Below are 20,286 nucleotides of genomic sequence, written 5' to 3' on the forward strand. Positions count from 1 at the left end.
TGTTGAATTGTTTAACAATTGGCAAGCGTTATACATGGGATAGCTGAATTAGAGATCGGCATCCTTTCATTCTTTATACTTTGGAGTTTTAAAATGTCTCTAAGCGTTGAAGCTAAAGCTAAAATCGTTTCTGAGTTTGGTCGTGATGCTAACGACAGCGGTTCTACTGAAGTTCAGGTTGCACTGCTGACTGCACAGATTAACCACCTGCAGGGTCACTTTGCAGAGCACAAAAAAGATCACCACAGCCGTCGTGGTCTGCTGCGTATGGTTTCTCAGCGTCGTAAACTGCTCGACTACCTGAAACGTAAAGATGTTGCACGCTACACCTCGCTGATCGAGCGTCTGGGTCTGCGTCGCTAAGTCTTGCGAGTTTCAGAAAAGGGGGCCTTATGGCCCCTTTTTTCAACCAGACCGCAGCAATTCACTGGAAACTAATGTATTGTTGCTATAAATGATCTTCATTGCAGAGGTTCGCGCGGCTAATGAGAGGCTTCACCCATGGGGGTGTCGGTTGTCATTAGTCGCGAGGATGCGAAGAAGGTCCGGTTAAACGTCAGCACGCCTCTGGTGTGCTGTCATTCATTTAAGAAAGGACAGAATCTTGCTGAATCCGATCGTTCGTAAATTCCAGTATGGTCAACACACCGTCACGCTGGAAACCGGCATGATGGCGCGTCAGGCCACTGCTGCTGTTATGGTAAGCATGGATGACACCGCGGTATTCGTAACCGTGGTTGGCCAGAAAAAAGCAAAACCAGGTCAGGACTTCTTCCCGCTGACCGTTAACTACCAGGAGCGTACCTACGCTGCCGGTAAAATCCCGGGTGGTTTCTTCCGTCGTGAAGGCCGTCCAAGCGAAGGCGAAACCCTGATCGCGCGTCTGATTGACCGCCCGGTTCGCCCGCTGTTCCCGGAAGGCTTCGTAAACGAAGTTCAGGTTATCGCGACCGTTGTTTCCGTTAACCCACAGGTTAACCCGGACATCGTGGCGATGATCGGCGCATCTGCAGCCCTGTCCCTGTCTGGTATTCCATTCAACGGTCCAATCGGTTCTGCTCGCGTGGGTTACATCAACGACCAGTACGTTCTGAACCCAACTCAGGACGAGCTGAAAGAGAGCAAGCTGGACCTGGTTGTTGCCGGTACCGAAGCGGCAGTACTGATGGTTGAATCCGAAGCAGAACTGCTGAGCGAAGACCAGATGCTGGGCGCGGTGGTCTTTGGCCACGAGCAGCAGCAGATCGTTATCCAGAACATCAACGACCTGGTGAAAGAAGCCGGTAAACCACGTTGGGACTGGCAGCCAGAAGCAGTGAACGAAGCGCTGAACGCGCGCGTTGCTGCGCAGGCTGAAGCCCGTCTGAGCGATGCTTACCGCATCACCGACAAGCAGGAGCGTTATGCTCAGGTTGACGTCATCAAATCTGAAACCATCGCTACGCTGGTTGCAGAAGATGAGTCTCTGGATGCGAACGAGCTGAGCGAAATTCTGCACGCGATCGAGAAAAACGTTGTTCGTAGCCGCGTTCTGGCTGGCGAGCCGCGTATCGATGGCCGTGAAAAAGACATGATCCGTGGTCTGGATGTGCGTACTGGCGTGCTGCCACGTACTCACGGTTCCGCACTGTTCACCCGTGGTGAAACTCAGGCGCTGGTAACTGCGACCCTGGGTACTGCCCGTGACGCACAGAACATCGACGAACTGATGGGCGAGCGCACTGACAGCTTCCTGTTCCACTACAACTTCCCTCCGTACTCCGTCGGTGAGACCGGTATGGTGGGTTCACCTAAGCGTCGTGAAATTGGTCACGGTCGTCTGGCGAAGCGCGGCGTGCTGGCAGTGATGCCAGATGCTGACAAATTCCCGTACACCGTTCGCGTGGTTTCTGAAATCACCGAATCTAACGGTTCTTCTTCTATGGCTTCCGTGTGTGGTGCTTCTCTGGCACTGATGGACGCGGGTGTTCCGGTGAAAGCGGCCGTTGCGGGTATCGCAATGGGTCTGGTGAAAGAAGGCGACAACTACGTTGTTCTGTCTGACATCCTGGGCGACGAAGATCACCTGGGTGATATGGACTTCAAAGTTGCGGGTTCCCGCGAAGGTATCTCTGCTCTGCAGATGGATATCAAAATTGAAGGCATCACCAAAGAGATCATGCATGCTGCGCTGAACCAGGCGAAAGGTGCACGTCTGCACATCCTGAGCGTGATGGAACAGGCGATTAACGCGCCACGTGGCGACATTTCTCAGTTCGCACCGCGTATCCACACCATCAAGATCAGCCCGGACAAGATCAAAGACGTTATCGGTAAAGGCGGTTCTGTTATCCGTGCTCTGACCGAAGAGACCGGCACCACCATCGAAATCGAAGATGACGGTACTGTGAAGATCGCAGCGACCGACGGCGAGAAAGCGAAATTCGCTATTCGTCGTATCGAAGAGATCACTGCAGAGATCGAAGTGGGCCGTATCTACAGCGGTAAAGTGACCCGTATCGTTGACTTTGGCGCATTCGTTGCCATCGGTGGCGGTAAAGAAGGTCTGGTTCACATCTCTCAGATCGCTGACAAGCGCGTTGAGAAAGTGACCGATTACCTGCAGATGGGTCAGGAAGTTCCGGTTAAAGTTCTGGAAGTTGACCGTCAGGGCCGTATCCGTCTGAGCATTAAAGAAGCGACTGAGCAGTCATCTGCCGCTGCACCGGAAGCTCCGGCAGCAGAACAGGGCGAGTAAGGTTGCTGTTTGCCCTCCGCGCAAGCGGGGGGCTTGTTATCAGGCAGGACGCCTTGTTGAGCCGCCGGGGGACAGGACGTTCATCCAATAGTTGTCTTCGGGAGTGGGAAATGAAGCCTTTTCTGCGCTGGTGTTTCGTTGCGACAGCTTTGACGCTGGCAGGATGCAGCAACTCTGCCTGGCGTAAAAGTGAAGTCCTCGCAGTGCCACTGCAACCGACTTTGCAGCAGGAAGTGATTCTGGCACGCATGGAACAAATTCTTGCCAGTCGGGCTTTAACCGATGACGAACGCGCACAGCTTTTATATGAGCGCGGAGTGTTGTATGATAGTCTCGGTCTGAGGGCACTAGCGCGAAATGATTTTTCACAAGCGTTGGCGATCCGACCGGATATGCCTGAAGTATTCAATTACTTAGGCATTTATTTAACGCAGGCAGGCAATTTTGATGCTGCCTATGAAGCGTTTGATTCTGTACTTGAGCTTGATCCAACTTACAACTACGCGCACTTGAATCGCGGGATCGCCCTGTATTACGGCGGTCGTGACAAGTTAGCGCAAGATGATCTGCTAGCGTTTTATCAAGACGATCCTAACGACCCTTTCCGTAGCCTGTGGCTTTACATTGTTGAGCAGAAGCTCGATGCAAAGCAGGCCAAAGACGCGTTAAACCAACGCTTCGAAAAATCGGACAAGGAACAGTGGGGATGGAATATTGTCGAGTTCTACCTGGGCAACATCAGCGAAGCAACGCTGATGGAAAAGCTCAAGGCAGACGCAACGGATAACACCTCGCTCGCTGAGCATCTCAGTGAAACCAACTTCTATTTAGGTAAGTACTACCTAAGTCTGGGGGATATGGACAGCGCCACGGCACTGTTCAAATTAGCGGTTGCTAACAACGTACACAACTATGTTGAGCACCGTTATGCATTGTTGGAATTATCGCTCTTGGGCCAGGAGCACGACGACCTGGCAGAATCGGACCAGCAATAGCTGACGTCAACACATCAGCCCATAATCATTTTTTGATTGTCATCATCTTAACGGGTGAGGGCGTTGTTGTTCGTCAATACACCTACTTTGAGCCGGTTCACACTTTCAATGAAAATTACCGAAAATTTTCACGATGAGTTATGTAGACTGGCCGCCATTAATATCGAGGCACTTGTACTACATGGCTGAATTCGAAACCACTTTTGCAGATCTGGGCCTGAAGGCTCCTATCCTTGAATCCCTTAACGATCTGGGTTACGAAAAACCATCTCCGATCCAGGCAGAATGCATCCCGCATTTACTCGCCGGTCGTGACGTGCTGGGCATGGCCCAGACTGGTAGCGGAAAAACCGCAGCGTTCTCGCTGCCGCTGCTGAACAACATCGATCCGGACCTGCGTGCACCGCAGATCCTCGTACTCGCTCCGACCCGTGAACTGGCTGTTCAGGTTGCGGAAGCGATGACTGAATTCTCTAAACATATGCGCGGCGTAAACGTGGTTGCCCTGTACGGCGGCCAGCGTTATGACGTGCAGTTACGCGCCCTGCGTCAGGGTCCACAGATCGTCGTCGGTACCCCGGGTCGTCTGCTGGATCACCTGAAACGCGGTACGCTGGATCTCTCTAAACTGAGCGGTCTGGTACTGGATGAAGCTGACGAAATGCTCCGCATGGGCTTCATCGAAGACGTAGAAACTATCATGGCGCAGATCCCGGAAGGTCATCAGACCGCTCTGTTCTCTGCAACTATGCCGGAAGCGATCCGTCGCATTACCCGTCGCTTCATGAAGGATCCGCAGGAAGTGCGTATCCAGTCCAGCGTCACCACTCGCCCGGACATCAGCCAGAGCTACTGGTCTGTATACGGTATGCGTAAAAACGAAGCGCTGGTGCGTTTCCTGGAAGCAGAAGATTTTGATGCGGCGATCATCTTCGTTCGTACCAAAAATGCAACCCTGGAAGTGGCTGAAGCCCTGGAGCGTAGCGGCTACAACAGCGCCGCGCTGAACGGCGACATGAACCAGGCCCTGCGTGAGCAGACTCTGGAACGTCTGAAAGACGGTCGTCTGGATATCCTGATTGCAACCGACGTGGCAGCACGTGGTCTGGACGTTGAGCGTATCAGCCTGGTTGTTAACTATGACATCCCGATGGACTCCGAGTCTTACGTTCACCGTATCGGTCGTACCGGCCGTGCAGGTCGTGCTGGCCGCGCGCTGCTGTTCGTTGAGAACCGCGAGCGTCGTCTGCTGCGTAACATCGAACGCACCATGAAGCTGACCATTCCAGAAGCAGATCTGCCGAATGCAGACCTGCTGGGCAAACGCCGTCTGGAAAAATTCGCCGCGAAAGTACAGCAGCAGCTGGAAAGCAGCGATCTGGATCAGTACCGTGCGCTGCTGGCGCAGATCCAGCCAACCGCTGAAGGCGAAGAGCTGGATATGGAAACGCTGGCTGCCGCACTGCTGAAGATGGCACAGGGCGAACGTTCTCTGATCGTGCCACCAGATGCACCGATGCGTCCTAAGCGTGAATTCCGTGAGCGTGATGAGCGTTTCGAGCGTCGTGATCGTAACGATCGTGGCCCTCGTGGTGACCGTCCTGAGCGTGCTGCTGGTGAAGATCGTCCACGTCGTGAGCGTCGTGACGCTGGTGAAATGGAACTGTACCGCATTGAAGTGGGCCGTGATGACGGTGTTGAAGTTCGTCATATCGTTGGCGCGATCGCTAACGAAGGCGACATCAGCAGCCGTTACATCGGTAACATCAAGCTGTTCGGTACCCACTCCACCATCGAGCTGCCAAAAGGTATGCCGGGCGACGTGCTGCAGCACTTTACCCGTACCCGCATCCTGAACAAGCCGATGAACATGCAGCTGATGGGTGATGCCCAGCCGCGTCCGGACCGTGGTCCGCGTCGTGAAGGCGATCGTCCTGCTGGCCGTGGTTTCGGTGGCGGTGAGCGTCGTGAAGGCGGTCGTGGTCCTCGTCGTGAAGGCGCTGCACCAGCTGGTGCAGGTCGTTTCAGCGGTGAGCGTCGTGAAAACCGCGGCCCACGTCGTGAAGATGGCAGTGCACCTACCCGTCGTCGTGACGCGTAAGCCTTACGCTTCAGTCGTAAAGTAATATATACAGCCCCGATAGCGATATCGGGGCTTTTTTTATTCCCTTTGTACTATTGTACTGGTACAGTGCAGCACATTAAGATGCAGGTCCCAAATTTTTGACTGGAGAATAGGCTGTATGGCGACACTAACCACCACCCAAACGTCACCCTCGCTGCTCGGCGGTGTGGTAATCATCGGCGGTACCATCATTGGCGCAGGTATGTTCTCTCTGCCGGTGGTGATGTCCGGGGCGTGGTTCTTCTGGTCGCTGGCGGCACTGGTCTTCACCTGGTTCTGTATGTTGCACTCCGGCCTGATGATCCTCGAAGCTAACCTGAACTACCGCATTGGATCGAGCTTCGACACCATCACCCGAGACCTGCTCGGCAAACGCTGGAACATCGTCAACGGCATCTCCATTGCCTTTGTGCTCTATATCCTGACTTACGCCTATATCTCGGCGAGCGGTTCGATTCTGCACCACACCTTCTCAGAGATGTCGCTGGATGTTCCGGCGCGGCTGGCGGGGCTGTGCTTCGCCCTGGCCGTGGCATTTATCGTCTGGATGAGCACCAAAGCGGTAAGTCGGATGACGGCCATTGTGCTGGGCGCCAAGGTCATCACCTTTTTTCTGACCTTCGGCAGCCTGCTGGGGCACGTCACCCCGGCCACGTTGTTTAATGTCGCCGAGAGCAATACCTCGTACTCGCCGTATCTGCTGATGACCCTGCCGTTCTGTCTGGCGTCGTTTGGCTATCACGGCAACGTCCCGAGCCTGATGAAGTACTACGGTAAAGATCCGCGCACCATCACTCGCTGTCTGGTCTACGGCACGTTGCTGGCATTGGGTTTGTATGCGATCTGGCTGCTGGGGACGATGGGTAATATCCCGCGTCCGGAATTCATCGGCATCGCGCAGAAGGGCGGTAACATTGATGTGCTGGTGCAGGCGTTGAGCGGAGTGTTGAACAGCCGCAGCCTGGATCTGCTGCTGGTGATTTTCTCTAACTTTGCCGTGGCAAGCTCGTTCCTCGGCGTGACCCTGGGCCTGTTTGACTATCTGGCCGACCTTTGTGGCTTTGATGATTCGGCGATGGGCCGTCTGAAAACCGCGCTGCTGACCTTCCTGCCGCCGGTGATCGGTGGCCTGCTGTGGCCGAACGGTTTCCTGTATGCCATTGGCTATGCGGGGCTGGCGGCAACCATCTGGGCGGCGATTGTGCCGGCGCTGCTGGCACGTAAATCACGTAAACGCTTCGGCAGCCCAAAATTCCGTGTCTGGGGCGGCAAGCCGATGATTGCGCTGATCCTGGTGTTCGGGGTTGGCAACGCGCTGGTGCACCTGCTGTCGAGCTTTAATCTGCTGCCGGTATATCAGTAAATCGTGCGGCCTGGTCCCCTCACCCCAACCCTCTCCCGAAGGGAGAGGGCGAAAACCGTAGGCCGGGCAAGCGCAGCGCCGCCCGGCAAGAAACTACCCGAGAAGTTCCTCTTTCACCTGCATCGCCAGATCGAACGAATGCAGTCGCGCCTGATGATCGAAAATCTGCCCGTTCACCATGATCTCGTCGGCCTGGGTTTCGCGCAGCACCGCTTCCAGCCCGTGGCGCACTTTCGCTTTATCACCCACCAGCGACATGCTTAACGCCTGCTGCACACCATACTGTTCTGACGCCGACCACAGCTGATGCATATTTTCTACCGGCGGCGGCAGTTGGCCTGTTTCGCCGCGGCGCAGCTTCATAAACGCCTGCTGCATGGAGGTAAACAGGAATTCTGCATCGCGGTTGCTGTCGGCGGCAATGATGTTGATACAGACCATCGCGTACGGTTTTTCCAGTCGCGCCGAGGGTTTGAAGTTCGTGCGATAGAGATGCAGCGCCTGGTGCAGCATATCCGGCGCAAAGTGTGAGGCGAACGCAAACGGCAGGCCCAGCTGGGCAGCCAGTTGGGCGCTGTACAGGCTCGAACCCAGCAGCCAGACCGGGATCCGCTCGCCGTAGCCCGGCACCGGGCGGACATGCGGGTTCGGGTCCTGCGCGTCGAACCAGTCCACCAGCTCCGCCACGTCGCGCGGGAAGTTGTCGATATCGCCACTCATATGACGGCGCAGCGCGCGCATGGTTGGCTGATCGCTGCCCGGCGCACGGCCCAGCCCCAGATCGATGCGGCCAGGGTAGAGGGTGTTCAACGTGCCAAACTGTTCGGCAATCACCAGCGGGGCGTGGTTCGGCAGCATCACGCCGCCCGAGCCTAAATGCAGGGTAGTGGTATTGGCCGCCAGATAGCCGAGCAGCACCGAGGTGGCCGCACTGGCGATCCCGACCATATTGTGGTGCTCCGCCAGCCAGTAGCGACGATAACCGCGCTGTTCAGCCAGGCGGGCGAGATCCAGAGAGTGGGTAAAGGCTTCTCTTGCTGAGGAGCCTTCAGGGATCGGCGCCAGGTCCAGCACCGAAAACGGAATGGATTTATCAGTCATAACAGCTCACTTTGTCGACGGTGAATCTTCAATATTGCATTAAAGTTTACTCATCATTGTTAACAAAGTGAGCCTTTTTTAGGCCTGAAGCTCCAGCCCGGCGAGACGTCGCCAGTAGCCGTTGCACTCGCTGTTGGCGGTCAGCGGCAGCCGGGCCGCGCCATTCTCGTTGGCGCGGAAGGCGTCAATCATGGCGAAGGTGTCTGGGCCTAATGGCGACAGACGCACCATATCCACCAGGCCGTGCATCGAGGCCAGCTCGTTGCCGAGGTTGTACACGTAGCCGCTCATGGTCTGAATACCGTTCAGGACAAACACCTGCTGATTCTCCTGCGACAGCACGCTGCGCCCGTTCGGGTACTTGATGCAGCAGGTTTCGCATTCGTCTTTCGGCAGGTTCTCTGAGCGCGCGGTAAAGCAGCGGGCGGAATAGGCCAGCGGCAGATGGCCGTAACTCAATACTTCCACTTCAAACTGATCGCGGATCCCCAGATCGTCGCACTGGGTCAGCAGGTTCACCAGCCAGTCGCGGGAAAGCTCCACCGGCATACACCAGCGGATCATGCCCTGTCTGAGGAGCACGCGCAGGGTCACGGCGTTATAGCAGTTCAGTGCATGCCCGGCGACAAACGGCAGCTTGCGCTCGGCGCACAGGTTCACCACGCCGAGATCGCTCGCTTCCAGCAGAAAGTCGCCGTTATCCACGTAGCGTTTCAGTTCGTTAAGTTCCGATGAGGCCTGCACCAGCGCCAGGGTGGAGAGCACCACCTGCTTGCCGCTGTCGGCCAGGTTTTTCGCCATCTCCAGCCAGTCGCCGACTTTGGTGGCGCGACGCTTACTGCACACCGCCTCACCGAGATAAATCACATCGGCCTGGCTGGTTGCCGCCTGCTGATAAAAATCTTCCAGCGTCTCTTTTGACCAGTAGTAGAGCACCGGTCCTAATGAATATTTCATGCGTTATCTCACTGCCATTTACGGTGATACGCGCCCAGCGTGGTCTGGGTACCTTCGGACATGGCGCCGAGGGTCTCCATCCATGCGGGCTGCGGGGCATATTGCTTTGGATCCGCCATGCAGCGATCGATCGCCTGACGCCACACTTTTGCCACCTGGCTGACGTACGCCGGGCTGCGCTGACGGCCTTCGATTTTCACCGATGCGATATTGGCCGCCAGCAGCTCCGGCAGCAGCTCCAGGGTATTGAGGCTGGTGGGCTCTTCCAGGGCATGATAGCGTTCGCCATCCACCAGATAGCGGCCTTTGCACAGCGTTGGATAACCGGCGTTTTCATCGTCCTGATAGCGGTCGATCAGCACCTCGTTCAGACGCGACTCCAGCCCCTGCGGAGTCTGCTGCCAGCGCACAAAGCGGGCCGGCGAGCAGGCGCCCACGGTGTTAGGGGATTCACCGGTCAGGTAGGAGGAGAGATAGCAGCGCCCTTCAGCCATAATGCACAGACTGCCAAAGGCAAAAACTTCCAGCGGCACTGGCGTGACGCGTGCCAGTTGCTTAACCTGATGAATAGACAGCACTCGCGGCAGCACCACGCGCGCCACGTCGAAGTGACGATGGTAAAAGCGAATGGCCTCTTCGTTGGTGGCCGATGCCTGAACCGAGACATGGCGCTCAATATGAGGGTAGCGTTCGGCGGCATACTCCAGCATGGCGAGGTCGGCAAGGATCAGCGCGTCGGCCCCCAGTTGCGCCGCCATATCCACCGCGCGCTGCCAGCGGTTATAACCGTCGGGGTGGGCAAAGGTATTAATGGCGATATGCAGCTTGCGGCGATGCTGGTGCACGAAGCTCACCGCTTCCTGCAGCTTTTTCTCGGTAAAATTGAGACCAGCGAAGTGACGGGCATTGGTATCGTCCTTCAGCCCGATATAAACCGCATCGGCGCCGTTTTCGATGGCCGCCTTAAGCGCCGGTAGATTTCCAGCAGGGCAGAGCAGCTCCATAATTTATCCTGACGTTCGCAGCCCCAGAGGGATGCAAAATTGTTATCGAACAGCGATTTTAATTAACCATCAGGCGACAAATTTTGATTTAAGGCAGCTAATGGCGTATTGATGGCACCAATAATGGATTACGCCGGACGTCAGTTTGTTGATTTACGCCGCTATACCAACGACTGGATATGGCAAAATATCAGGACTATAGATATCAGGGAGTATTGCTCGTGCTGGATAAACTGCGTTCACGTCTCGTACAATTTGGTCCATCGCTGCTGAGCGTGCCGGTGAAGCTGGCACCCTTTGCGCTGAAGCGCCAGGTGCTGCAACAGGTACTCAGCTGGCAGTTCCGTCAGGCGCTGGCGGAGGGCGAGCTGGAGTTTCTGCAAGGGCGCTGGTTAAGTATCGAAGTGCGGGATATCGGCCTGCGCTGGTACACCTCCGTTGAGAATGAACAGCTGGTGGTCCGCGAATCCGCAGAAGCGGATGTCAGCTTCAGCGCTGATGCCAGCGATCTGCTGATGATCGCGGCGCGTAAACAGGATCCTGATACGCTCTTTTTCCAGCGCCGTCTGGTGATTGAAGGCGATACCGAGTTAGGTCTGTATGTCAAAAACCTGATGGATGCCATTGAACTGGAACAGATGCCAAAGCCGCTGCGCGTGGCGCTGCTGCAACTGGCCGATTTTGTCGAGGCGGGTTTGAAAACGCCGCCGGAAAGTAAACACACTTCTGTAGGTGAGCCATGTTGATTCGAGTCGAGATTGGTATCGATGCCCCGGGTATCGATGCCTTATTACGCCGGACCTTTGAAGGGGACGGTGAAGCGCAACTGGTTCAGGACCTTCGTGAGGATGGCCTGATTACGCTGGGCCTGGTGGCTACCGACGATGAGGGGCAGGTGGTCGGCTATGTCGCCTTTAGTCCGGTCACCGTGCAGGGCGAAGAGCTGCAGTGGGTCGGCATGGCGCCGCTGGCGGTAGATGAAAACTACCGTGGACAAGGCCTGGCGCGTCAGCTGGTCTACGAGGGGCTGGATTCGCTCAATGAGTTTGGCTATGCCGCGGTGGTTACGCTGGGCGATCCGGCGTTCTACAGCCGTTTAGGCTTCGAGAAAGCGGCCCATTACGACCTGCGTTGCCGCTGGCCGGGCACCGAGTCGGCATTCCAGCTGCACCCGCTGGCGGATGATGCGCTTAACGGCGTCAGCGGCCTGGTGGAATACCACGACCACTTCAATCGCTTTTAATCAGCGGCGTTTGCAGGCTCTCGCGTAGCGCCTCAAACGACCCGTCGCCACTGACGAGGCGCTCTTTCTGGCGCTTCGTCAGCTGTTTGATCCGATACTCCAGCCGCAGCGCCAGCGAACGATCCCCTACGACGGCGGAAAACGCCAGCGTCAGCTCCCCTTTGCCGCGTAATGCCTTCGCCCCTTTTCCCGTCTGATGTTGCAGGAAGCGGCGCGGCACATCGGTAGTAATGCCCGTATAGAGCGCATTATCAGCGGTTCGAACAAGATAGAGAAACCAGCACACGGCGACAGATTCAGTATGTTAAGGTGAACGCACCTTAGCACGAGAGAGAAGCGAAATGGAAACTCTGGCCGCCATCAACCGCTGGCTGGCGAAGCAGCACGTTGTCACCTGGTGCGTTCACCATGATGATGAGCTGTGGTGCGCAAATGCCTTTTACTATTACGATCCGCAGCGCGTGGCGTTTTACGTTCTGAGCGAAGATAAAACCCGTCATGCGCAGATGAGCGGCAGGCTGGCGAAAGTGGCGGGCACCGTCAACGGGCAGCCGAAAACGGTGGCATTGATCCGCGGGGTGCAGTTCAAAGGGGAAATTCGACGTCTGGAGGGGGAGGAAAGCGACGCGATGCGTAAGCACTATCTTCGTCGCTTTCCGGTTGCCGCCGCCATGCCAGCTCCCGTGTGGGAGATCCGCGTGGATGAACTCAAGTTCACTGACAACACGTTAGGCTTTGGCAAAAAACATCACTGGCTACGCGCCGAGTAAGCGCAGTGCCTCACGGTTAAAGGCGATCAGGTCCTCTGGCGTCCGGCTGGTAACCAGCTGATCCTTATCGACTACCACCTCTTGATCGTAAAAATCCGCTCCGGCGTTTTTCAGATCGATGGCGATCGATTTCACGCCTGTCAGTTTGCGACCACGCACCACTTCGGCGCTGATCAGCAGCTGCGGGCCGTGGCAGATGGCAAACACCGGTTTACCGGCGGCGACAAAATCACGGGTAAAGGTTACGAAGCGCGAGTCGCTGCGCAGTGAGTCCGGGGAGTGGCCGCCGGGCAGCAGCAGGGCATCAAAGTCCGCAGGCCGCACCTCGTCGATAGCCTTATCAATGGAAACGCTGGCTTCACCTTTATGGCCTTTCACCGTTTTTCCCGCCTGTTTTTCGATTGTAATCACCTCATGTCCCGCTTTGCGAAACGCCTCGGCAGGCGAGGTGAATTCTGAATCTTCAAACTCGTCGGTGATCAAGACTGCAATTTTCTTGCTCATGCTTCCTCCGTTGTTTTGGCTTCAGACAGCTTTTTCTTCGCTTGTGGTAAATACTTAGCAATGAGACTACTAAGTGTGGTTGAGGAGCATGAAATCGCATACGGACTAATCTGCAAAGGAGGAATAATGAGTCAGGTTTTAATTACCGGCGCGACCGGCCTTGTGGGTGGGCATCTGCTGCGTATGCTGATTCAGGAGCGGAAGGTCAACTATATTGCCGCCCCAACACGTCGCCCGCTGGGCGATATCGAGGGCGTGTTTAACCCGCACGATCCGCAGCTGACCGACGCGCTGGCGCAGGTTCAGGATCCGGTGGACACCGTCTTTTGCTGTCTGGGTACTACGCGGCGTGAGGCGGGCAGCAAAGAGGCCTTTATCCATGCCGACTACACCCTGGTGGTGGATACGGCCCTGACCGGTAAACGGCTCGGAGCGAAGCATCTGCTGGTGGTCAGTTCGATGGGGGCCAACGCGCATTCGCCGTTCTTCTACAACAAGGTGAAAGGCAAAATGGAAGAGGCACTGATTGCCCAGAAGTGGGAGCGGCTGACCATCGTGCGACCGTCAATGCTGCTGGGCGATCGGGAAAAACACCGCTTCAGCGAATCACTGTTTGCACCGCTATTTAGCCTGTTGCCTGGCAATCTCAAGTCGATAGACGCGCGCGATGTAGCGCAGGTGATGCTGCAGGAGGCGCTGAGCGCGTCCACGACGGGCGTCAATATCATTCCGTCAGCGAAGATCAGGGAGATGGCGCAGGGGGAGGGCTAATGGCCCTCTGCCGATGGCAGAGGGCAGGGAAGGTTACTTGATGTAGGTAAAGGCGGTGGTGACGTGCTTCACGCCGCTCACCCGGCTGGCGATATCCGCCGCCGCTTTGCCTTCACGGTCAGTCACCAGGCCGAGCAGGAACACTTCGCCGTTCTCGGTGGTCACCTTCACGTTAGAAGATTTAACCTGATCGCTACCTAACAGCTGAGAGCGCACTTTGGTGGTGATCCAGGTGTCGTTGGAGGCATCGCCCAGGCCAATCGGCTGACCCTGACGCACTTCGTTAAACACTTCGGTGGTGCCTTCTACACCCATAGCGATCTGCTTAGCGCGGGCGGCGAGTTCGGTATTGGGTGCCTGGCCTGCCAGCAGAACTTTGCCCTGGTATGCCGTCACGTTGATGCGCGCTTCTTTCTTAATCTGTTGGTCTTTGGACAGGGCGCTGTTCACGCGCAGCTCCAGAGTGCTGTCATCCACCTGTGTGCCCACGGAACGCGGGTCAGTTGCGGCTTTGGTGCTCACTGCCGCGGTACCCACTACCGCTGCAGCGACACATCCCTGAAGCAGCAGCGCAGAAATAAGGACTGCGAGGGGCGAAAGTGCCTTCATGTAAACTCCTTAATCATCCTGGTGAGGGAAAAGCGTGTTATCAATCAGATCGCATAAACAGTTCACCGTCAGCATGTGCATCTCCTGAATGCGCGCGCTGCGGTGGGAAGGAATACGGATCTCAACATCATGAGGACCTAACAGCCCCGCCAGCTCGCCGCCATCGTAACCGGTCAGCGCGACGATGGTCATGTCGCGTGTGACGGCGGCTTCAACGGCTTTGACGATGTCGCGGCTGTTGCCGCGCGTAGAGATAGCCAGCAGCACATCACCGGCATGCCCTAACGCACGCACCTGTTTGGCATAGATCTCATCATGAAGACGATCGTTAGCAATCGCCGTTAAGACCACGTTATCGGTATTAAGTGCAATGGCAGGTAAGCTGGGGCGCTCTGTCTCAAAACGATTAATCATACTGGCAGCAAAATGCTGTGCGTTGGCGGCCGATGTGCCGTTGCCACAACAGAGGATTTTGTTGCCGTTGAGCAGGGACTGTACCAGCGTCATCGCCGCGCGGGAGATGGCGTCCGGCAGCGCTTCTGCCGCTGCGATCTGAGTCTGAATGCTTTCGGTGAAGCACACCTTAATTCTTTCGAGCACGGTATCCCTTAACGATCTGATTTACGCGTCTGCGCCGAAGGCGTTTTTGAACCATTCGATGGCGTTTCCGGTGAAGGCTACCACATCGAACCGGCAATCCACAGTATCAAAGCTGCCATTATGCCGGACAAGCCACAACTGGGCGGTGAGTAATAATTTTTGTTGCTTGGCCCGGGTCACGCTGGCGGCGGCCCCGCCATAGCGGGATGACTGGCGGTAGCGCACCTCGACGAACACAATGGTCGGGCCGTCCTGCATGATAAGGTCAATTTCACCGCCGCGCGCGCGAACGTTGGCGGCGATAAAGCGCAGTCCGTTGCGCTCAAGCCAGCGACGCGCCTGAAGCTCGCGCGCGTCGCCGGTCTGTTTGCGGGTTAGCTGGCCGGAACGATCTGTCCTTGCTGGTATTTGAGCCATGATAACTTCCTGTTAATCACGCAGTCCTGAGTGGCGGTAAGATCGCCGGTATTGCCGCTAATTTCAAAGCCTGGCACCTGGCGCATCTGGGTGAAATGGTTTGCCAGCGTCCAGGCGTCCACGCCCATGGCATACAGACGCGCCAGGGAGTAGTCGTTGCGTACGCTGCTCAGCGCCTGTTGCATCAGCGCCGGGTTGCTGCCTGCCAGCATCGGGATCTCGCTGTACTGCAGGCCATCCATCTCGAGACGGAAGTCCGGGCCAGCGGTGCCCTGCGCGCTGCGCGAGCTGGCATACAGCGACACGCCAGCCTGGCTGCCGTTACGCATGGCGATCATCGGCTTGATAAAGGCGATCTCTTCCGGGGTGGCGACGATGTAAGCCGCATCGACGCTGCCGCCGCCGCTAATCTGCGCGTCCGTAGGCGGGGCCGGGATAGTCAGGCCGCCAATGGTCACGCCCTGCTGCTGCGGCAGGCTGGAGGTGACCGGGCTGCCGGTCAGAGCAATGCCTGAGCCGCCGTTAACGCCCGCGCGCAGTTCGGAGCTTGAGCCAAATTTCTGCTGCAGAACAATGCCGCCGCCGAGCTGTTGCCACTCCTGGGCAAAGGCGGTGGCGACGCGGTCACCCAGCTGGCTGCGCGGGATCAGCAGCAGGGGAGCCTGCTTACCTTGTTCGTGGATATGACGCGCGGCATCACGGGCTTCGTCTTCTGGCGACAGAGCGAAATAGCAGACGTTCGGGCGATTCTGCACCTGCTCCGGCTGGTTGAGGGCCAGCACGTTCAGCGGGGTGTTGCTCTTCATCAGCTCTTCGACGTTGTTTTTCAGCAGCGGGCCGACCACGATGCTGGCGCCATCCTGCTGGACCTGATTCAGTACCTGGTCGAGCGGCTGGGTGCTGGTGTCATACACCTTGACCTCGGCGGCCGGGTTGGCGATAGCCGTGGCCTGAGGGGCTTGTGCGGTGGCAGGTGCCTGCATCGGGTCCTGCACGCTGTTATCCGGCGCGGTGGTGGGGGTAGTCTCAGGGGCCTGGACCGGGTCCTGCATCGTCCCTTCCTGCACGGCGACAGGTTGGGCCGTGGTCAGGTCATTGGTTTCGGCACTGGACGGGCTCACCACATCACCGGCATTGGCCGCCTGGGCGACCTGGGCAGGAACGGCGTTACCCGCGACGGCTGCGGTGCCATTTCTCGCCGCGTCAAAACCCTGCTGGATCGTGCGACCAAACACCGCGGCCTGGCCACCCAGCGGCAGCAGCAGGGCGATTTTGCTGGTGGAGGCAGGCTTGAAGTTCTGCACATTAACCAGCTGCGTTGGCAGCATGGTTGCTCCCGGGTTGTTCGGGTAGCGGGTTTGCCAGTCTTTAATCCCGGCTTTCAACATATCCGGATCGTTGCGGTTATCGAACCAGACGCGCTGCAGATCCAGCCAGCCCTGCAGGACATTTTCGTCGGCGTTAATCACCAGCGCATTGGCTTGATCCGGGTTCATGGCGGAGAGCGTTTGCCAGGTGGCATCGATATTTTTCTGTTTTTCAGCGGCAGGGAGCAACGGCTCCTGGGCAATCAGCGCCCGCAGCAGCGTCAGGGAAGGGCGGCCCTGTTCAGCGGCAATAGCGGCCTGCCAGAAACGGGCCTGCTGGTTTTTATCCAGCACGCTGATGACGATATTCCCGAGGATCTTCTTCGCCCCGGCAACGTCGTTCTGTGCAATTTTCAGTTCAGCGGCCAGCAGGAACTGCTCATAGCGCTGGCGGTCACTTAAGGTTTGCGGCAGTTGCTTAAACAGTTCGGCGGCACGCTGGGTTTTACCCTCTTTCAGCAGTGCACGAATGGCGAGTAATTGCCAGTTGATCCGGGTATCATCGGAGCTCTGCTCCATCTGGTGCAGATAGAAGCCGGAGTCAGCCTGGGCTGTACCCTCCATATGGGCCGCACTTTGATCGGGCGCCTGTGTGCCACAGCCAGCAAAGATCAGGGCTGCCAGCACCAGCGGAAGGCTGCGCGTGACTTTATTATGAAGAAACGTTAAGGGTACCATACTGTATCCAGTGATATTTTTTACGCAATGCTCAATATTAAATCGGCAATACGGATGAAACAATGAAACAACACGAAACGGCAGATAATTCTCAGGGTCAGCTTTATATTGTACCTACTCCTATTGGGAATTTATCTGATATTACCCAACGTGCGCTCACCGTGTTGCAAAGCGTTGATCTTATTGCAGCTGAAGATACCCGCCACACCGGCCTGCTGCTGCAGCATTTTGCGATTAATGCGCGCCTGTTTGCCCTGCACGATCATAACGAGCAGCAAAAAGCGGCCATGCTGGTGGCCAAACTGAAAGAGGGGCAGAACATTGCCCTGGTGTCCGATGCCGGTACGCCGCTGATCAACGACCCGGGCTATCACCTGGTCCGTACCTGCCGCGAGGCGGGTATTCGCGTGGTACCGCTGCCGGGGCCGTGCGCTGCTATTGCCGCGCTGAGCGCGGCGGGCCTGCCGTCAGATCGTTTCTGCTATGAGGGTTTCCTGCCCGCCAAATCCAAAGGCCGTCGCGACGTGCTGAAGGCGCTGGAAGCCGAACCCCGCACCCTGATCTTCTACGAATCCACCCACCGTCTGCTGGAGAGTCTGGAGGATATGGTGACCGTCTGGGGCGAAGCCCGTTACGTGGTGCTGGCGCGCGAGCTGACCAAAACCTGGGAGACCATTCACGGCCTGCCGGTTGGCGAGCTGCTGGCATGGGTGAAAGAGGACGAAAACCGCCGCAAGGGTGAGATGGTGCTGATTGTCGAAGGGCACAAAGCGGAAGAGGACGCGCTGCCTGCGGAAGCGCTGCGTACCCTCGCCCTGCTGCAGGCCGAACTGCCGCTGAAGAAAGCGGCCGCACTGGCGGCGGAGATCCACGGCGTGAAAAAGAACGCGCTGTATAAGTATGCCCTGGAGCAGCAGGGGGAGTAAGACCTGGGCTTCTGCCGGGTGGCGCTGCGCTTACCCGGCCTACATAACTGACTGAAAAAATGCTGATTACATGCAATGTGTCGGAAGAAATGTCGGAAAAATGTCGGAAAAAAATACCGGGCAAGTCTTGAGATAACCTGCCCAGGTTGTATCAGACGGTAATCACTTCTACGTCGCATTTGCTGAGCGAATCTTTATCCTGTCGGCTGATCCCCTGGTCAGTAATCACACAGTCAATCTCCGCCATCGGCAGCACCTGGTTGAACCCACGACGGTTGAACTTACTCGCGTCCAGCACGGCAATCACCTTATGCGCTGCCGCCGCCATCACGCTGCTGATGGAGTAGCCTTCGTTGAAGGTGGTGATGCCATTGGTGGTGTCGATCCCGTCGGCCCCGACAAACATTAAATCCGCGCTGATACCCGCCAGCGAGCGCTCGGCGATGGTGCCATGCATGGAGTGAGTCTTATGGCGCACCGTACCGCCGCAGACCACCAGGGTGATGTCTTTGTTGTCCGACAAGGCGAACGCCGCAGGCAGGCTGTTGGTAATCACCGTGATATTGGCTTTCTTTGCCAGCGCTTCAGCGATCAGCATGGTGGTGCTGCCGCTGTCCAGAATCACCGTCATCCCTTCCTCGATCATCGCCACCGCCGCCAGGGCGATGCGTTTTTTCGGATCGCTGGCGAGGCTGTAGCGATCTTCCAGCAGCACTTCCTGGCTTTCATTTTCGCCCAGATTGCTGCCCGGCCTGGCGGCCCCGCCGTGAAAACGGGTCACCAGCCCTTTCTCTTCCAGTAGCCGCAGATCGGCGCGAATGGTCACTTCGGAGATGCCAAAAGAATTCGAAAGGTCGAGCACTAACACGCTGCCGTTGGCATTCACCAGATCGACGATTTTGTTCCTTCGCTCAAATGAGTTCATTTTGTTTTGCCTGATAATTAACTTACTCCAGTTTAATCGAAGGGATGCGAAAGGTGAACGCTAACGTTCGAAAGTAACTGTGAGCCAGCTCCGGTTGCTGGCTCCTTTGCTTAGTCCAGACGCAGCAGGATTTTGCCCTGCATCGGTGAGCCATTGAGTGCCTGAATGGCACGGGCGAAACTCTCGCAGTCGCAGGTATGAGCGATCAGCGGCGCCAGCTGCAATTTTTTCTCTTTGAGAAGCCGGGCGGCGGTCTCCCACTCTTCGCCTGGCCAGGGCGCAGAGTAGTTCATCCAGCTGCCCAGCAGGGTCAGCTCTTTACGCAGGATCTTGCCAAAAGTCGCGGCGGACAAATTCAGGTCGTGATGCAGGGTTCCCACCAGTGCCAGCTGGGCGCGGGGCCCGGCGATATCGATGGCCAGGGCGACAGTTTGCGGCGTGCCGGCCGTCTCCAGTACCAGCTGATCGAAACGTGTTTCATGCAGGGCGGCCAGCATCGCCTCTGCGCTCAGCGTTTTGCTGTTGAATACCCGGGTTGCTCCCAGCGAGGTCGCCAGCGCCAGCTTGTCGTCATTAATATCAATGGCGGTGACGCTGGCCGCACCCAGCGCCAGCGCGCACTGCATGGCCAGCAGACCGATGGTGCCCGCCCCCACGATGATCACATTTTTGCCCTCGCAGCCCCGGGCAAGATGGAATGCGTGCAGCCCCACGGTAATCGGCTCGATAAAGGCCCCGTCTTCAATGGACATCGCTGCAGGCAGGCGGAACAGGTTGGCGCGCTTCACTACGATATACTCCGCGTTACCCCCTTCGCTGCGGGAACCAACGAACTGGTACTGCTTACACAGTGAGAAGTAACCTTTTTCACACTCGGGGCAGGAGAAGCAGGGCAGCAGCGGCACGCAGGCCACCGCATCGCCCGCCTTCAGGTCGTCGATGCCAGAGCCGCAGGCATCAACGTAGCCGCTAAATTCGTGCCCCAGGGTGATGGGGTAGTAGTGGGCTCCGTTGGCGAAAATACGCGGGATATCCGAACCGCATAATCCCGAGCAGACCACGCGCACACGCACCTCATCCGCAGCCTGAATGTCCGGAACAGGGCGCTCTTCAACACGCACCTGGCCCTCAGCATGAATTACCACTGATTTCATGATTCACTCCAGAAAAAAGAGGGGAGCAGCGCTCCCCGGA

General features: G+C 57.1%; 21 protein-coding genes and 1 pseudogene. 11 read left to right on the forward strand and 11 right to left on the reverse strand.

What is annotated here, in order from left to right; all coding sequences use genetic code 11:
• The first annotated feature begins 93 nt into the window (after window positions 1-93).
• The 6 genes from rpsO to mtr all read left to right on the forward strand — a co-directional run bounded on the left by rpsO (window position 94) and on the right by mtr (window position 7,220).
• Window positions 94-363 carry a 30S ribosomal protein S15 gene (rpsO, locus tag LG383_RS21755; RefSeq protein ID WP_106994808.1) on the forward strand — a complete coding sequence of 90 codons (270 nt, stop codon included), beginning with the start codon at window positions 94-96 and terminating at the stop codon, window positions 361-363.
• 241 nt (window positions 364-604) lie between these two features.
• Window positions 605-2,737 carry a polyribonucleotide nucleotidyltransferase gene (gene pnp / locus LG383_RS21760; protein WP_106994807.1) on the forward strand — a complete coding sequence of 711 codons (2,133 nt, stop codon included), beginning with the start codon at window positions 605-607 and terminating at the stop codon, window positions 2,735-2,737.
• 110 nt (window positions 2,738-2,847) lie between these two features.
• Window positions 2,848-3,732, forward strand: coding sequence for a lipoprotein NlpI (nlpI, locus tag LG383_RS21765; protein ID WP_059307114.1), 885 nt, complete (start codon window positions 2,848-2,850; stop codon window positions 3,730-3,732).
• A gap of 108 nt (window positions 3,733-3,840) precedes the next feature.
• Entirely contained in the window at window positions 3,841-3,921 is an 81-nt protein-coding gene (gene yrbN, locus LG383_RS21770; RefSeq protein ID WP_098946273.1) for a protein YrbN, read from the forward strand.
• A complete protein-coding gene (locus tag LG383_RS21775) occupies window positions 3,914-5,833 on the forward strand; it encodes a DEAD/DEAH family ATP-dependent RNA helicase (protein ID WP_225760118.1) in 1,920 nt (639 codons plus the stop codon). The genes yrbN and LG383_RS21775 overlap by 8 nt, the downstream gene beginning before the upstream one ends.
• A gap of 142 nt (window positions 5,834-5,975) precedes the next feature.
• Window positions 5,976-7,220 (forward strand): tryptophan permease, encoded by a 1,245-nt coding sequence (mtr, locus tag LG383_RS21780; RefSeq protein WP_225760119.1) that lies wholly within the window; start codon window positions 5,976-5,978, stop codon window positions 7,218-7,220.
• Window positions 7,221-7,313: 93 nt separating this feature from the next.
• On the opposite strand, the gene LG383_RS21785 is transcribed toward mtr, so the two are convergent.
• From LG383_RS21785 to LG383_RS21795, 3 genes are all read right to left on the reverse strand, one after another.
• The gene (locus LG383_RS21785; RefSeq protein WP_225760120.1) at window positions 7,314-8,321 is read right to left on the reverse strand and encodes a luciferase-like monooxygenase; all 1,008 of its coding nucleotides are present in this window, start codon (window positions 8,319-8,321) and stop codon (window positions 7,314-7,316) included.
• 78 nt (window positions 8,322-8,399) lie between these two features.
• Window positions 8,400-9,278: a U32 family peptidase gene (locus LG383_RS21790; protein ID WP_225760121.1), complete on the reverse strand. Its 879-nt coding sequence runs from the start codon at window positions 9,276-9,278 to the stop codon at window positions 8,400-8,402.
• 8 nt (window positions 9,279-9,286) lie between these two features.
• Window positions 9,287-10,282, reverse strand: a complete 996-nt coding sequence (locus LG383_RS21795) for a peptidase U32 family protein (protein ID WP_106994802.1) — start codon at window positions 10,280-10,282, stop codon at window positions 9,287-9,289.
• Window positions 10,283-10,503: 221 nt separating this feature from the next.
• On the opposite strand from LG383_RS21795, the gene LG383_RS21800 reads away from it, so the two are divergent.
• Window positions 10,504-11,028: an SCP2 domain-containing protein gene (locus LG383_RS21800; RefSeq protein ID WP_106994801.1), complete on the forward strand. Its 525-nt coding sequence runs from the start codon at window positions 10,504-10,506 to the stop codon at window positions 11,026-11,028.
• Complete coding sequence (locus LG383_RS21805; protein ID WP_106994800.1) at window positions 11,022-11,525, forward strand: GNAT family N-acetyltransferase; 504 nt, start codon at window positions 11,022-11,024, stop codon at window positions 11,523-11,525. The genes LG383_RS21800 and LG383_RS21805 overlap by 7 nt, the downstream gene beginning before the upstream one ends.
• On the opposite strand, the pseudogene LG383_RS21810 reads toward LG383_RS21805, so the two are convergent.
• Window positions 11,512-11,852, reverse strand: a pseudogene (locus LG383_RS21810) (GIY-YIG nuclease family protein). The gene LG383_RS21805 and the pseudogene LG383_RS21810 overlap by 14 nt on opposite strands.
• Window positions 11,853-11,866: 14 nt before the next feature.
• Here LG383_RS21810 and LG383_RS21815 point away from each other — a divergent pair.
• A complete protein-coding gene (locus LG383_RS21815; protein WP_166184203.1) occupies window positions 11,867-12,295 on the forward strand; it encodes a YhbP family protein in 429 nt (142 codons plus the stop codon).
• Here LG383_RS21815 and LG383_RS21820 read toward each other — a convergent pair.
• On the reverse strand, window positions 12,281-12,799 hold the full coding sequence (locus LG383_RS21820; protein ID WP_106994797.1) for a type 1 glutamine amidotransferase domain-containing protein: 519 nt from the start codon (window positions 12,797-12,799) through the stop codon (window positions 12,281-12,283). The two genes, LG383_RS21815 and LG383_RS21820, sit on opposite strands and share 15 nt — an antisense overlap.
• 126 nt (window positions 12,800-12,925) lie before the next feature.
• Between LG383_RS21820 and LG383_RS21825 the strand changes: the two genes are divergently transcribed.
• Window positions 12,926-13,570 carry an NAD(P)H-binding protein gene (locus tag LG383_RS21825; RefSeq protein ID WP_106994796.1) on the forward strand — a complete coding sequence of 215 codons (645 nt, stop codon included), beginning with the start codon at window positions 12,926-12,928 and terminating at the stop codon, window positions 13,568-13,570.
• Window positions 13,571-13,603: 33 nt separating this feature from the next.
• On the opposite strand, the gene dolP is transcribed toward LG383_RS21825, so the two are convergent.
• Genes dolP through LG383_RS21845 form a run of 4 tightly spaced genes read right to left on the reverse strand, consistent with a single transcriptional unit; the run spans window position 13,604 to window position 17,241 of the window.
• The gene (dolP, locus tag LG383_RS21830) at window positions 13,604-14,179 is read right to left on the reverse strand and encodes a division/outer membrane stress-associated lipid-binding lipoprotein (protein ID WP_106994795.1); all 576 of its coding nucleotides are present in this window, start codon (window positions 14,177-14,179) and stop codon (window positions 13,604-13,606) included.
• A gap of 9 nt (window positions 14,180-14,188) precedes the next feature.
• Window positions 14,189-14,779 carry a DnaA initiator-associating protein DiaA gene (gene diaA, locus LG383_RS21835; protein WP_032614385.1) on the reverse strand — a complete coding sequence of 197 codons (591 nt, stop codon included), beginning with the start codon at window positions 14,777-14,779 and terminating at the stop codon, window positions 14,189-14,191.
• 21 nt (window positions 14,780-14,800) lie between these two features.
• On the reverse strand, window positions 14,801-15,196 hold the full coding sequence (locus LG383_RS21840; protein ID WP_166184197.1) for a YraN family protein: 396 nt from the start codon (window positions 15,194-15,196) through the stop codon (window positions 14,801-14,803).
• On the reverse strand, window positions 15,154-17,241 hold the full coding sequence (locus LG383_RS21845; RefSeq protein ID WP_225760122.1) for a penicillin-binding protein activator: 2,088 nt from the start codon (window positions 17,239-17,241) through the stop codon (window positions 15,154-15,156). The genes LG383_RS21840 and LG383_RS21845 overlap by 43 nt, the downstream gene beginning before the upstream one ends.
• A gap of 62 nt (window positions 17,242-17,303) precedes the next feature.
• On the opposite strand from LG383_RS21845, the gene rsmI reads away from it, so the two are divergent.
• A complete protein-coding gene (gene rsmI, locus LG383_RS21850; RefSeq protein WP_106994792.1) occupies window positions 17,304-18,167 on the forward strand; it encodes a 16S rRNA (cytidine(1402)-2'-O)-methyltransferase in 864 nt (287 codons plus the stop codon).
• 151 nt (window positions 18,168-18,318) lie between these two features.
• Here rsmI and LG383_RS21855 read toward each other — a convergent pair whose 3' ends face one another.
• Both LG383_RS21855 and gatD read right to left on the reverse strand, forming a co-directional pair.
• Window positions 18,319-19,092, reverse strand: coding sequence for a DeoR/GlpR family DNA-binding transcription regulator (locus tag LG383_RS21855; RefSeq protein WP_225760123.1), 774 nt, complete (start codon window positions 19,090-19,092; stop codon window positions 18,319-18,321).
• A gap of 110 nt (window positions 19,093-19,202) precedes the next feature.
• The gene (gatD, locus tag LG383_RS21860) at window positions 19,203-20,246 is read right to left on the reverse strand and encodes a galactitol-1-phosphate 5-dehydrogenase (RefSeq protein WP_225760124.1); all 1,044 of its coding nucleotides are present in this window, start codon (window positions 20,244-20,246) and stop codon (window positions 19,203-19,205) included.
• Window positions 20,247-20,286 lie beyond the last annotated feature (40 nt).

It is taken from the genome of Leclercia sp. Marseille-Q4284, from assembly GCF_916618945.1.
In the GTDB taxonomy this organism is placed as follows: Bacteria; Pseudomonadota; Gammaproteobacteria; order Enterobacterales; family Enterobacteriaceae; genus Enterobacter; species Enterobacter tamurae.